Annotated in this window: 11 protein-coding genes; 3 read left to right on the top strand and 8 right to left on the bottom strand. The window is 60.6% G+C overall.

Features of this window, described 5'->3' with window-relative positions:
* Positions 1-163: 163 nt before the first annotated feature.
* Together ftsX and ftsE are read right to left on the bottom strand one after the other, a co-directional pair.
* On the bottom strand, positions 164-1,084 hold the full coding sequence (gene ftsX / locus AAAX73_RS02785; protein ID WP_118079469.1) for a permease-like cell division protein FtsX: 921 nt from the start codon (positions 1,082-1,084) through the stop codon (positions 164-166).
* Entirely contained in the window at positions 1,071-2,291 is a 1,221-nt protein-coding gene (ftsE, locus tag AAAX73_RS02780) for a cell division ATP-binding protein FtsE (RefSeq protein ID WP_118079467.1), read from the bottom strand. The genes ftsX and ftsE overlap by 14 nt, the downstream gene beginning before the upstream one ends.
* 602 nt (positions 2,292-2,893) lie before the next feature.
* Between ftsE and AAAX73_RS02775 the strand changes: the two genes are divergently transcribed.
* Positions 2,894-3,451 carry a hypothetical protein gene (locus AAAX73_RS02775; RefSeq protein WP_349124935.1) on the top strand — a complete coding sequence of 186 codons (558 nt, stop codon included), beginning with the start codon at positions 2,894-2,896 and terminating at the stop codon, positions 3,449-3,451.
* Positions 3,452-3,572: 121 nt separating this feature from the next.
* On the opposite strand, the gene AAAX73_RS02770 is transcribed toward AAAX73_RS02775, so the two are convergent.
* From AAAX73_RS02770 to rpmE, 6 genes are all read right to left on the bottom strand, one after another.
* Positions 3,573-4,514, bottom strand: coding sequence for a transketolase family protein (locus tag AAAX73_RS02770; protein ID WP_118079463.1), 942 nt, complete (start codon positions 4,512-4,514; stop codon positions 3,573-3,575).
* Position 4,515: 1 nt separating this feature from the next.
* On the bottom strand, positions 4,516-5,346 hold the full coding sequence (locus AAAX73_RS02765; RefSeq protein WP_118079460.1) for a transketolase: 831 nt from the start codon (positions 5,344-5,346) through the stop codon (positions 4,516-4,518).
* 207 nt (positions 5,347-5,553) lie between these two features.
* Complete coding sequence (locus AAAX73_RS02760; RefSeq protein ID WP_118079458.1) at positions 5,554-6,444, bottom strand: YitT family protein; 891 nt, start codon at positions 6,442-6,444, stop codon at positions 5,554-5,556.
* 167 nt (positions 6,445-6,611) lie between these two features.
* Complete coding sequence (gene prfB / locus AAAX73_RS02755; RefSeq protein WP_118079456.1) at positions 6,612-7,760, bottom strand: peptide chain release factor 2; 1,149 nt, start codon at positions 7,758-7,760, stop codon at positions 6,612-6,614.
* The gene (gene secA / locus AAAX73_RS02750; protein WP_118079454.1) at positions 7,760-10,567 is read right to left on the bottom strand and encodes a preprotein translocase subunit SecA; all 2,808 of its coding nucleotides are present in this window, start codon (positions 10,565-10,567) and stop codon (positions 7,760-7,762) included. The genes prfB and secA overlap by 1 nt, the downstream gene beginning before the upstream one ends.
* 340 nt (positions 10,568-10,907) lie before the next feature.
* On the bottom strand, positions 10,908-11,333 hold the full coding sequence (gene rpmE / locus AAAX73_RS02745) for a 50S ribosomal protein L31 (RefSeq protein ID WP_118079452.1): 426 nt from the start codon (positions 11,331-11,333) through the stop codon (positions 10,908-10,910).
* A gap of 327 nt (positions 11,334-11,660) precedes the next feature.
* Here rpmE and AAAX73_RS02740 point away from each other — a divergent pair, with 327 nt between their 5' ends.
* Both AAAX73_RS02740 and AAAX73_RS02735 read left to right on the top strand, forming a co-directional pair.
* The gene (locus AAAX73_RS02740) at positions 11,661-11,948 is read left to right on the top strand and encodes an ACT domain-containing protein (RefSeq protein ID WP_006235289.1); all 288 of its coding nucleotides are present in this window, start codon (positions 11,661-11,663) and stop codon (positions 11,946-11,948) included.
* Positions 11,949-12,025: 77 nt separating this feature from the next.
* The gene (locus AAAX73_RS02735) at positions 12,026-13,444 is read left to right on the top strand and encodes a citrate synthase (RefSeq protein ID WP_118079450.1); all 1,419 of its coding nucleotides are present in this window, start codon (positions 12,026-12,028) and stop codon (positions 13,442-13,444) included.
* Positions 13,445-13,448: the final 4 nt, after the last annotated feature.

Below are 13,448 nucleotides of genomic sequence, written 5' to 3'. Positions count from 1 at the left end.
ACCCCAAGAGTCTACCCAAATGATCCCTAGGGGACGGCAGGATTGCGAATCACTCGAATCGACCGACCCCCTAAGTGATCCGTTTTCCTCCGTCCCCAAGGGATCAAAAAACGGGCCGTCCCAAAAGGAACGACCCGTTGGAAGGAACGAATTCCAAGCATGCCTACACGCGCAGGTAACGGCGCATGGCGATGGCAGAGCCAAAGAGGCCGATGAGCACGCCGACAAGAATCAGTGCGGCGTAGGTCACCAGATAGTACTGCATCGGCAGCGTAAACGACATCCAGCCGACACTCTCCTGCAGGCGCGGAACCAGCAGGTTGCGCAGCAACTCCAAAACACCGATGGAAAGCAGCGAGCCCAGAATGGCCTGAAGCACGCCCTCGGTAATGAACGGCCCGCGAATGAAGCCGTTGCTGGCGCCCACCAGGCGCATAATCGCAATCTCGCGACGACGCGCCGTGATGGACAGGCGAATCGTGTTGTTGATAAAGATGAACGCGATAAAGGTCAGCAGGCCGACGAGCACCACGGCGGCGATACGGATGTAGTTGGTCACCTGGAACAGGCGGCTCACTTCCTCCTGGCCATACAGCACGCTCGCGTTGACGTCGCCGTCGTCCGCGATCTTTTGGAAGTCGGCGTTCTTCTTGAGCTTCTTGGCCGTGCTCTCGACCTGAGACGGGTCGTCCATCTCAATCGCGAACGAGGCCGGCAGCGGGTTCTGGCCGTCGAGCGCGCTCATGGTGGCGTCGGCGTTGCCCGACATCTTGCTCGTGTACTCGGCCAGCGCGGCGTCCTTATCCTTATAGGTCACGGACTTGACGTTGCTCCACGTCTTGAGCTCGGCCTCAAAGGCCTGGACGTCTGCCTGATCGGCGTCATCGCTAATAAAGGCATTGATGACAACCTGATCCTCGACGGTACCGATCACGGAGTTCAGCATCGCGGAACCCATAATGAACAGGCCGATGATAAACAGCGAAAGGAAGATCGTGATGACGGCGCCGAGCGAGGTGGTCCAGTTACGGAAGAAGTGGCTGATAGCCTCTTTGAGCGAATAGCCCACGTTAGTTGGTGCCATAGTTGCCGTAACCTCCCCTCTCCTGGTCGCGGATTACGTGGCCGCCCTCGAGGGCGATCACGCGACGGTGCATGCTATCGACCATCTCGCGGTCGTGCGTGGCAACGATCACGGTGGTGCCGGTACGGTTAATGCGCTCGAGCAGCTTCATAATGCCCAGCGAAATCGCGGGGTCGAGGTTGCCCGTGGGCTCGTCGCAGATAAGCAGCGGCGGACGGTTGACCATAGCGCGGGCAACGGCGACACGCTGCTGCTCGCCACCGGACAGCTGATCGGGCAGAGAGTCCATCTGATCGGCCAGACCGACCAGGCGAAGCACCTCGGGCACCTGGCTGCGAATGACGCCCTTGGGCTTGCCGATGCACTGCAGGGCAAACGCCACGTTTTCGTAGGCGGTCTTCTGCGGCAGGAGCTTAAAGTCCTGGAACACGGCACCGATCTGGCGACGCAAGAACGGAACCTTGCGGTTCTTGATCTTCATGAGGTCCTGGCCAGCGACCAAAATGCGGCCGCTCGTCGGCTTGACGTCGCGGTTGAGCGTCGACAGCAGCGTGGTCTTACCCGAGCCGGAGTGACCGACCAAGAAGACAAACTCGCCAGGATAGATCTCGATGTTGATGTCGTCGAGCGCGGGCTTGTTGGGCTGTGCCGGGTAGATCTTGGTGACATGCTCCATGAGGATGACGGGCTCGACACCGGCCTGCTTGGCCATCTTCTTGCGGCTGGCCTGCGGATCGATGGGCGCAAACACCGACGTAAAGTCGGGGTTGTTGAGCGCATTGTCGAGGCTTGCGACCTCGGCGGCCTGATCGCTCTCGACTACGGGAGCCGCGGGCTGCGTAGGATCGGGAATACCGGCAAAAAGACCGGACTGCGCAGGCTGTGGCGCCGGAGTCGCAGGAGCCAAGGGGTCGGGAATACCGGCCATGACAGGCTGCGGCGCAACAGCGTCCGCCTGGGGCTGATCCACGCGAGCGGTCACCTTCTGCACGGGCTCAAAACCCGCGGCCTCGGAAAGCTCGACATCATTGGTGGGATTGTAGGCAAAGGGATCTGATGCCGGCTGTGCCTGATCTGCCGGCTGTGCGGGGATCGGGCTAAACAGCTGATCCTCTGAATCCGGGGTGGCGAAACGAGTGCCCGCGGCGCCTGGCTGCGTCTTGGGGGCGTCATCGCCCGCACCGGAGGTACGGAAGTGGTTACCCACTGGTGCTCCTTATCGTCGTGCGTTTAAACTACATGAGCGCTTTGTATTTTAGCAGCATTAGCTTTGCTGCACATAAGAAGCATGGCGGGGTTTGGCCTCACCGGCCGGGCGCAGGGTTACCTCCCAAATCGTCCTCGGACATGTCGGAGCTCCCGCTGCGCACTACGTGCGGCGTGAGCTCCTCCGTCCTGCGGAAAGATTTGGGAGGTAACCCTGCGCCCGGCCTGCGGTAACTAAGGGGTCGCCGCGTTTTACTTGAGTGCAGCAGCGCTATGTTTGAGGGCTGAATTGTACTTGACTGGGATGGACCCTTATCCCAAAGGAGGCTTTTTCTTGATGTGGGCTTGATTTGATTGTTGCGCAACTTGGATTTGGATTGTCGATTTACAGTGGCCTCGATAGGAACGTCTATGGTTGTGGGGGCTGGTATGAATTGTCCTTATTGTGGAGCTGAGTTGCGCGATGGCGTGAGGTACTGCACGGTGTGCGGGGCTGTCGTCAATAGCATCTCTGCTGATTCTGAGCTTCGGGTAAAGCCTCGGAACCACGTTGCGGCCATCCTTGCCTGCATGCTAGTAATTGGCATTGTCGGTGGCAGCTATATGGGTCTTCATCTGCGACAGATATTGTCGCACTTTGTATCTGCCCATTCGGAGCACGCCATCGTGCTGGATGTCGCGGCTGCGGGCTGGGACACCGATAACGGAGCATCGCGCGTTCCGATACACATTACGGGCAAGACCATCGACGGAATAACGGTCGACAGGATTGAGTTCGTCGCCTCCGATGGCTCTGGCATCAATCTCACGCAAGGTGTATACACGCTTGAGGCAGCAGGTTCCCCTATCGCTGCGGACGGCACCATCTATCAAATTCCATGCACGAGTGCCACGCTCGTCCTCGATGACGCCTTTGCCATGAGCGAAACGATCGATCTGGCCGAGCTTGCAGAACAGGATTCGATTCTCACCTTCTGCCCCATTGATGCCGCCGATGTGACCAATGACGAAATCTATGATGCCGCTTTGCTCGCCATGACATACCGAGGCAGCGATGCCCCCGATGTCGCCGCACTGTGCCAAGCCGCAATCAATCGTCGCGACGGAGCCAGCACAAGCGGGAACGCCTTCGAAAGTTGCGGTGAAATACAGATTAATTGAGCCTTTAGGCTGGCAAAACAGTCCTTATTTCACCGCAACAGAAACAGGGGCGCTCTCCAAGAGAGCGCCCCTGCCGGGTTTCCATAGTACTGGCGAAGCAGTCCTTGAGATCCGCCTTGCCTTATGCCAGGAACTCCTTGGTGGTCGCCACGATGTTGGCGGCGTCCAGGCCGTACCTGTGCAGGAGCTCGGCACCCGGACCGGACTCGCCGAACGTGTCGTTGACGCCGATCTTCTTGAGCGGCGTCGGGCACTGCTCGCACAGGACATCGGCAACGGCGCTGCCCAGGCCGCCGATCACGGAGTGCTCCTCGACGGTCACGACGCGACCGGTCTTGGTGGCGCTCTTGACGATCAGGTCAGCGTCGATGGGCTTAATGGTGTGCATGTTGATGACCTCGGCGTCGATACCCTCGGCAGCAAGCTGCTCGGCAGCCTCGAGGGCCTCGCCGACCATCAGGCCGCAGGCAATGATGGTAACGTCGGCGCCCTCGCGCATGATGATGCCCTTGCCCAGTTCAAACTTGTAGGTCTCGGGGTCATTAATGACCGGCGAGGCCAGACGGGCAAAGCGCATGTACACAGGGCCGTCGCACTCGTAGGCGGCGCGCGTCACGGCGCGGGCTTCTACGTCGTCAGCGGGAACGATCACGGTCATGCCGGGGATAACGCGCATAAGGGCGATATCCTCGCAGCACTGGTGCGTGGCGCCATCCTCGCCCACCGAGATACCGGCGTGTGTGGCACCGATCTTGACGTTGAGGTGCGGGTAACCGATGGAATTGCGGACCTGCTCAAAGGCGCGGCCGGCGGCAAACATGGCAAAGGTGCTCGCGAAGGCAACGCGGCCGGTGGTTGCGATACCGGCGGCAACACCCATCAGGTTGCTCTCGGCGATGCCCACATCGAAGAAACGATCGGGACAGGCGGCCTTAAACTTGCCGGTCTGCGTGGCGGCGGCCAGGTCGGCGTCGAGGACCACAAAGTCATCGTGCTCGTTGGCGAGCTCGACGAGGGCCTCGCCGTAGCTTACGCGCGTGGCGATTTTCTTGACGTCTGCCATCCTAGAGCTCCTCTCCGGCGGCCGTGAGCTCTGCCATGGCCTGCTCAAACTGTTCATCGTTGGGGGCCTTGCCGTGCCAACCAACCTGGTTCTCCATAAAGGAGACGCCCTTGCCCTTTGTGGTCTCGGCGATAATGGCGGTCGGCTGACCCTTGGTGGCGCGAGCCTCGGCAAAAGCGGCGCGAATCTGATCGAAGTCGTTGCCGTCGGCGAGCTCCACCACATGGAACTTAAAGGCGCGGAACTTGTCGGCGAGCGGCATGGGGTCGTTGACCTCCTCGACGGGGCCATCGATCTGCAGACCGTTGTGGTCGACGATCACGCAGAGGTTGTCGAGCTGCTGGTTGCCGGCAAACATGGCGGCCTCCCAGACCTGGCCTTCCTCGCTCTCACCATCGCCCAGCAGGGCGTACGTGCGGTAAGTATCGCCCCAGTGCTTAGCGGCAACGGCCATGCCCACGGCGGCGGAAATGCCCTGGCCGAGCGAGCCAGTGGACATGTCGACGCCCGGGGTGTCGTTCATGTTGGGGTGACCCTGCAGGTGGCTGCCGATGTGGCGCAGCGTCTCGAGATCCTCCTTGGGGAAGAACCCGCGCTCGGCGAGCACGGCGTACAAGCCCGGAGCGCAATGGCCCTTGGAAAGCACAAAGCGGTCGCGATCGGCCTTGCGGGGATCGGCCGGGTCGACGTTCATTTCCTCAAAGTACAAATAGGTCATGATGTCGGCAGCGCCGAGCGAACCGCCCGGATGGCCAGACTTGGCAGCGTGCACGCCGGTGACGATGCCCTTCCTTACCTCGTTGGCAACCTTTTTGAGCTCTTCGTCGCTCATTGTGCCTTCCTTTCATCCTCTTAAGACAAGATGCGCACGGCACCGAAGGTAATCCCAACACAGCCGCAATGCACGTACGTCATTCATTATGCTGGAAACCGATGGCTTTACCAGAGTATTTATCATTATTTGAACAATTGAGCAGGCAGAATCGCTGATGAAACGGTTTACCAATGTGAACGTCTTTTGGATGGAACGTAGTCGGCCCTACGCGTTAATATCCTTGAATCCCTCACCGAAGGCTTCCGTAACGTCGGCGACCGTCACAATGGCGCGAGGATCGCGCTCACGCACGATCGTTTTGAGGGTGTTGAGCTCTCGACGGCTAACGATCACCATGATCACCGGCTTCTCGACGCCCGAATACATACCAGTCGCCTTTAATTTGGTGCAGCCGCGTCCCAGACCATACATGATGTCGGCCGCGATATCGGGAAAATTCTCCGAGATGATAAGTACCATACGGCGCTTATTGCCGCCATCGACCACAGCATCGATCACATAACCGCTAATGACCATCGAAAGGCCTGCATACAGCGCGTTTTCGACCGAGAATACCGGGGCCGAGAGCGCGCACACGGCAACGTCGATCGCCATGACGGTCGAGCCCACCGGCAGCGAGGTGTTACGCGAGATGATTTGGCCAATCGTGTCCGAGCCGCCGGTGTTGGCGCCGGCGCGCAACACCATGCCGTAACCGATGCCCGTGATAATGCCGCCCCACATAGCGGGAAGCATCAGGTCTGCATGTGCCAGAGGCGCTACAAACGGGGCAAACAGATCGGTAAAGAAGCCCAGCAGCACAAAGCCCGTCGCCGTCTGCACTACATAGAACATGCCGCCCTCGCGCATAACGATCAGCAGCAGCAAGGCATTCATCACGATGGTCTGGATACCGACAGGAAGCGACACGCCTCGCGCTGCGCCGACTGCCTGGATAATCGTCGCAAGGCCCGTAACGCCACCGGCTGCAAGACCGTTGGGAATCAAAAACAGGTCGGTCGCGATGGCGGCCAAGGCACACCCCAACATGATCTGGGGTAGATCGTGAAAGAAGTTCATCGAAAGAATGCGCTTGATGTCCAGACGATATGCCATGCTGCCTCCTTCAAAAAAGCGCACCCCATCGGATGCGCTTTGAACTTCTTCATGTATTCGATTCTACCGATTCGCCAAACAAAAACCACCCCTGTGCAGGGTATGTTCTGGATACAAAACCACCCTGCTCGGAGGGTTTTAATCCATTTCCACATAAACTGAGCGGTTTATGCAGACGGGGCCTCCGCGTCAGCGTTGCCGGTAGCCCAACGGTGATAGCCAATCACAAATGGATCCAGATCGCCGTCGTCAAGAACGGCCTCGACGTTGCTGGTCTCCACGCCCGTGCGCAGGTCCTTAACCATCTGGTACGGGTAGAGCACGTAGCTGCGGATTTGGTTGCCAAAACCAATTGTGGTCTTGGGCCCGCGAATCTCATCCAGGGCCTCGGCGCGCTTTTCGAGCTCAATCTCGTACAGGCGCGCCTTGAGGATCTGCATGCACGCGGCCTTGTTTTGAATCTGGCTGCGCTCGTTTTGACACGTGACCACGATACCGCTGGGGAAATGCGTTACGCGCACGGCGGAGTCGGTGGTGTTGACACCCTGGCCGCCCGGGCCGCTTGCATGGTACACGTCGACGCGAATGTCATCGGGGCTAATCTCGATATCGATATCGTCGGGCAGCACCGGAATGACCTCGACGCCGGCAAACGTAGTCTGGCGGCGCTTCTTGTCGTCGGTGGGGCTAATGCGCACCAGGCGGTGAACACCGGCCTCGGCACGAAGCATGCCAAAGGCATCCTTGCCTTCGACGGTAAAGGTCGCGCGATCGATGCCGATAACCTCGGCCGCGGGGCAATCGTTGATGGTGACCTTCCAACCGCGGCGCTGGCAGTACTTCATGTACATCTTAAAGAGCATGAAGGTCCAATCCTGGGCCTCCAAGCCACCCTGCCCGGGCTTGATGGTCACAATTGCGTCGCCGTGATCGAACTCGCCGGTAAACCAGCTCGCAAGCTCAAGCTCGTCGATGGCGCGGGAAAGCCGCTCCGCCGTGGCGGCAGCCTCCTCACGCAGCGCGGCAGCATCGGGGTCATCGCCCATTTCCTCGGCAAGCTCCAGCGCGGCGCGAGCATCGGAAAGCTCACCGCGCGCCGTATCCACGGCGGCGATGTCCTCCTTGGCGCGTGCAATCTCCTCCATCGTGGCGCGAGCGGCATCGGCATCGTCCCAAAAGCCCGGGGCGACGCTTTTGGCCTCGAGCTCCGCCACGCGGGCGCGCTTCTCGTCCAAATGGAGATACGACTCGACCTCGCCGAGTCGGTCCGCAAACGCGTCCAACTCGGCGGGAGTTACCTCTAGAGTCTCGGCCATTAACGATTCCTGCCGTGGCAGTACTTAAACTTCTTACCGCTACCGCAAGGGCACAGGTCGTTGCGGCCCACGTTGACATAGGGGTCATCGCTCTCGGACTTGCGATAGGTCGTCACCTTGCCACCGTTGTTAACGGCAGCCGGACCACCCTGGACGGCGGTGCGGGCCTGCACCTGAGCCTGCTTGCGCAGTACCGAATCGCTGTTGTCGCCATCGACCTCGGCGGGACCAGAGAAGCGCGCACCCTTAAGGGCGGGGTCCTCCTTGTGCTCCACAGCCTGCGGGGCAGCTTTGAGCTCAATGCGCAGAACAGTGCGCAGGTAATCCTCGTACATGGTATCGACGAGTATCTGGAACGCGCCGTAGGCCTCGGTCTTGTACTCAACCAGCGGGTCGCGCTGGCCAAAGCCGCGCAGGCCGATACCGGTCTTGAGGTAGTCCATCTCCTGCAGGTAGTTCATCCAACGCGTATCGATTACGCGCAGCATGACCTGGGTATTGAGCTCGCGCATCAGGTCCTCGCCCAGGCGCTCGGCCTTCATGTTGTAGCACTTCTCAACATAAGCCAAGACATCGGCGGCCAGGGCCTCAAAGTCCTCGTCGGGGAACTGAGGGGTATCGATATGCCCGGTCAGCTCGACGACCCATTTGCGCAGACCCTCAAGATCGCGCTCGCCCTCGTGGCTGTCCTTGGTGCAGAACTCCTGCACACAGCGGTACACGGTATCGTGCATGACCTCGGTGATGTGGTCGGTCAGGTCCTTGCCGTCCAGAATCTTGTTGCGCTCGGCGTAGATGACCTGGCGCTGCTTGTTCATGACGTCGTCGTACTCAAGAACGCTCTTACGCATGGAGAAGTTGATGCTCTCGACCTTGTGCTGGGCATTCTCGACGGCCTTGGAAATGATCTTGTGCTGGATGGGCATGTCGTCGCCCATGTCGGCCGTAACCATCATCTTGGAGACGCGGTCCATCCTGTCGCCGCCGAACAGGCGCATGAGGTCATCCTCGAGTGACAGGTAGAACTGGGTCTCGCCCGGATCGCCCTGACGACCGGAACGGCCACGCAGCTGGTTGTCGATACGGCGGGACTCATGGCGCTCGGTGCCGATAACGGTCAGGCCGCCGGCGGCAAGCACGCGCTCGCGCTCGGCCTTGCAGGTCTCCTTGGCCTCGGCGTTAAACTGCTCGAGCTGCTCGGGCGTCACGTCCTCCATGGTCAGGCCCTCGTGCTCCAGGCGCTCGCGCACCAGCTCGTCGGGGTTGCCGCCCAGCAAGATGTCTGTACCACGGCCGGCCATGTTGGTAGCGATGGTCACGGCGCCATAGCGACCAGCCTGGGCCACGATATGGGCCTCGCGCTCGTGGTGCTTGGCGTTGAGGACCTCGTGCGCGATACCGCGCTTAGTGAGGGCGGCGGACAGTTTCTCGGAGCTCTCGATGGAGACGGTGCCCACCAGGACCGGCTGGCCCTTGGCGTGACGACGCTCAACGTCGTCGGCAACGGCGTTGTACTTGGCCTGGATGGTGCGGTAGACCAGGTCCTCGTGGTCAACACGCTGCACGGGCTTGTTGGGGGGAATGACCTCGACGGGCAGCTTGTAGATCTCGCGGAACTCGGCGTCCTCGGTGAGCGCCGTACCGGTCATGCCGGAGAGCTTATCATACAGGCGGAAGTAGTTCTGCAGGGTGATGGTGGCAAGGGTCTGGTTCTCCTCGCGCACGAGCACGCCCTCTTTGGCCTCGATGGCCTGGTGCAGGCCCTCGGAATAGCGGCGACCCTCCATGATACGACCGGTGAACTCGTCGACGATCTTGACCTCGCCGTTGGTGACCACGTACTGCTTGTCGCGGTGGAACATGTACTGGGCCTTCAGCGCCTGCTGCAGGTGGTTGACCAGCTGGCCGGAGAGATCGGCATAGATGTCATCGATACCCAGGCGGCGCTCAATCTTCTTAAGACCGCGCTCGGTGGCGGCGATGGTGTGCTTGGCCTCGTCCATGACGAAGTCGCCCGTGGGCTCCACGTCCTCGGTGGCGGTGAGCATGTCGTGCGAGACGTCCTCACCGCGCTCAAGGCCGCGCACGGCGCGCGCGAAGTCCTTGTAAGTGCTGGCGGACTTGGTGCCGGCGCCCGAGATGATGAGCGGCGTTCTGGCCTCGTCGATCAGGATGGAGTCGACCTCGTCGACGATGGCGTAGCTGTGGCCGCGCTGAACACGCTGCTCGGGGCGGGTAACCATGTTGTCGCGCAGATAATCGAAACCGAACTCGGAGTTGGTGCCGTACGTGACGTCGGCCTGGTAGGCTGGGCGCTTCAGCTCGAGCGGCATGTTGTTCTGCAGCAGACCGACGGTCATGCCCAGATACTTGTAGATGCGACCCATCCACTCGGAGTCGCGCTTGGCCAGGTAGTCGTTGACGGTGACGACGTGCACGCCCTTACCGGCGATAGCGTTGAGATAGCCGGCCAGCGTGGAGACGAGGGTCTTGCCTTCGCCGGTCTTCATCTCGGCGATGTGGCCCTCGTGCAGCGCCATGGCGCCGATGAGCTGTACATCAAAGTGACGCATGCCCATGGTGCGCTTGGAAGCTTCGCGCACGGTAGCAAAGGCCTCGGGGAGCATGTCGTCGAGCGACTCGCCGTTGGCGTAGCGCTCACGAAACTTATCGGTCTGGGCGCGGAGCTCCTCCTCGGTCATCTTCTCAAACTGGGGCTCAAGACCGTTGATCTTGTCGACGATCTTGTAGTAGCGCTTCAGGTCCTTATCGGATCCAAAGGACAGCAGCTTTGACATGAATCCCATGTGGTTTTCCTTTTTGGCCATCGCCCGCGGCATGAAACCTTGGACGAGTTAAACACAGATATTTGTACTTTAGCCAAACAAGGCGCCGCCTATGCGGTCGACACGCTCGACCACGTAATAACTACGACAGCCTGCCAAAAAGGGACTGGTTTATTTTGGCAGCTTTTATCTGGGAAAACGCTGCCTCTCTGCCATTTGGTGCAAATCAACCTGTCCCATTCGCACCAACCTGGTGCAATGGGAACGGGTTAGCTTGCACCAATAAAAAGAAAAGGGCCGCGCACCCAAACGGATGCGCGACCCTTATGCCATGAATGCGAGTGTTTCCGCGGCGAGCTATTTACTCAGCAGCCTCGGCGGTCTCGGCCTCGGCAGCGACCTCCTCGACGGGAGCCTCTGCGGGAGCCTCGGCGGCCTGCTTGGCAGCCTCCTCGGCAAACTTAGCGGCACGCTTAGCCTTCTCGGCAGCCTTAGCCTCAGCGGCGGCCTTGCGAGCGGCCTCGGCCTCAGCAGCCTTGGCGGCCTTGGCAGCCTTGGCCTCCTCAGCCTTCTTGAGCTGGGCGGCAGCGGCGCCACCGAACTTGTCGGCGAAGCGCTGGACGCGTCCACCGGTGTCGACGAACTTCTGCTGGCCGGTGTAGAACGGGTGGCACTCGTTGCAAAGCTCGACCTTCATCTCGGACACGGTAGCGTGCGTCTTGAAGGTGTTGCCGCAGGAGCACGTCACCGTGCACTCGACATACTGGGGATGGATACCCTGCTTCATGGTAGGACTCCTTATTAGTCAGGCGCTGGTTACCGATCAGCGCATAAGGCGTCTTGGTTTCCGACCAAGACAACAAACTCGGCTATGATACCACGGCACCGCGCGTCCCACAAAAGGTTCACGGTCTTTGCGTTGTGCATCGCGCCCAAGGCACGGCAGACGACACGACGAATCGCGGCAAACGGGCGCCTTTGCCCCTTCTCCCATGTTGCAGACGTGTAACGCCGCAGCAAAGGTGCCCTTTTTTGCGCCAGACAGGTACAATGATGAACACTGTACCGTAGCGGAGCGCCCCGCGCGCGCCGCAATCACGCGAAAGGGTTTCCCATGGCCGAGATCTCGTCCTCCCGTATCGTCATCACCGTCCTTGGCAAGAACCGCCCCGGCATCGTCGCCGGCGTCACCCGTGTCCTAGGCGAGGCCAACGTCGACATCCGCGACATCACGCAGTCCATTATCGAGGACATCTTCACCATGACCATGCTGGCCGATACCGCCGAGTCCAAGCTCGACTTCGCCGAGCTGCAGAAGGCGCTGGCCGAGGCCGGCGAGCTTTCGGGCGTCAACGTGTCCATCCAGCGCGAGGACGTCTTCAACTTTATGTACCGCCTGTAGCGAGCAAGCCGCTGGGGATAGCCTGACGCGCGCATGCCCATGCAAGTCACCCCGATGCGGCCCGGAGAGGAGCGCGCATGGCCTACGACGCCAAGAAAATCTATTACCGCTTCGACGACCACCTGAGCCGCCTGGTCTTGGATTACGAAGCGAGCCGCCAGATTTCGCCCGAAAGCGAAAATCTCTACTATGGCCTGCCGACTGACCCTTATGACGAGGGCCTATTTGTTGAGCACAATGTCAAGCGCGGCCTGCGCAATGCCGACGGCTCGGGCGTGGTCGCGGGCCTCACTCGCATCTCGGATGTGCACGGCTACAACAAGGTCGACGGTAAGGTCGTGCCCGATCAGGGCAAACTCACGCTTCGTGGCTACAGCATCGAGGATCTGGTCAACAACGCCCAGGCCGAGAACCGCTACGGCTACGAAGAGGTCGCCTATCTGCTCATTACGGGCTCTCTGCCCACCAAGGAAGAGCTTGACGGTTTTTGCGGACGTCTGGGTGCTTTTAGGCACCTGAGCGACGAATACGTCCGCGAGTTCCCCATGACCACGGTGTCGTCGAGCATCATGAATGTGCTTCAGCGCGCCGTGCTGCTGCTCTACGCCTTCGACGCCGAGCCCGACGCCATTACACCCGAGCACGAAATCGATGTCGCCATCTCCATGCTCGCCCGTCTCCCCCGCATCGCCGCCTTCGCGCATATGGCCTCGGTCGCCAAGCGCCGCGGCTCCGAGGTTCATGTACCGCATCCCACGCCCGGTCTCTCCACCGCCGAGACCATCCTGCAGGTGTTGCGCGGCGGCATGGCATTCACCCGCGACGAAGCCATGCTGCTCGACGTGATGCTCATGCTGCATGCCGAGCACGGCGGCGGCAACAACTCCACGTTTGCCTGCCGCGTACTGTCCTCCTCGGCCACCGATCCGTATTCCGCCTACGCCGCGGCCATCGGCTCGCTCAAGGGCCCGCGCCACGGCGGCGCCAACGCCAAGGTCGTGTCCATGCACGAGGACATCCGTGCACATGTCTCCAATTGGGAGGACGAGGACGAGGTCGCAGCCTACCTGGGCAAGATTCTCGACAAGCAGGCCTTCGACGGCACGGGTCTCATCTACGGTATGGGCCACGCCGTCTACACCCTGAGCGACCCGCGCGCCGAGGTCTGCCGCCACTACGCACGTTCGCTCGCTGCCAAGAAAGATCTGGGCGAGGAATTCGCGCTCATCGAGCGCATCGAGCGCCTGGCACCGCAGGTGATGCGCGACCACGGCATGACCAAGCCTATCTGCGCCAACATCGACCTGTACACAGGCTTTATCTACAAGATGCTCGGCGTACCCGAGACGCTTTTTACGCCGCTATTCGCCGTCGCCCGCATGGCCGGCTGGTCGGCACACCGCATGGAAGAGCTCTTCTGCGCGCACCGTATTATTCGCCCGGCCTATCGTCCGGTGATCGAGCCGCTGGAGTACAAGCCGCTCGCCGACCGCTAGGACG

The organism is Collinsella sp. CLA-ER-H9 (assembly GCF_040092295.1).
GTDB lineage: Bacteria > Actinomycetota > Coriobacteriia > Coriobacteriales > Coriobacteriaceae > Collinsella.
This window is presented reverse-complemented; position numbering and strand designations above follow the sequence as displayed.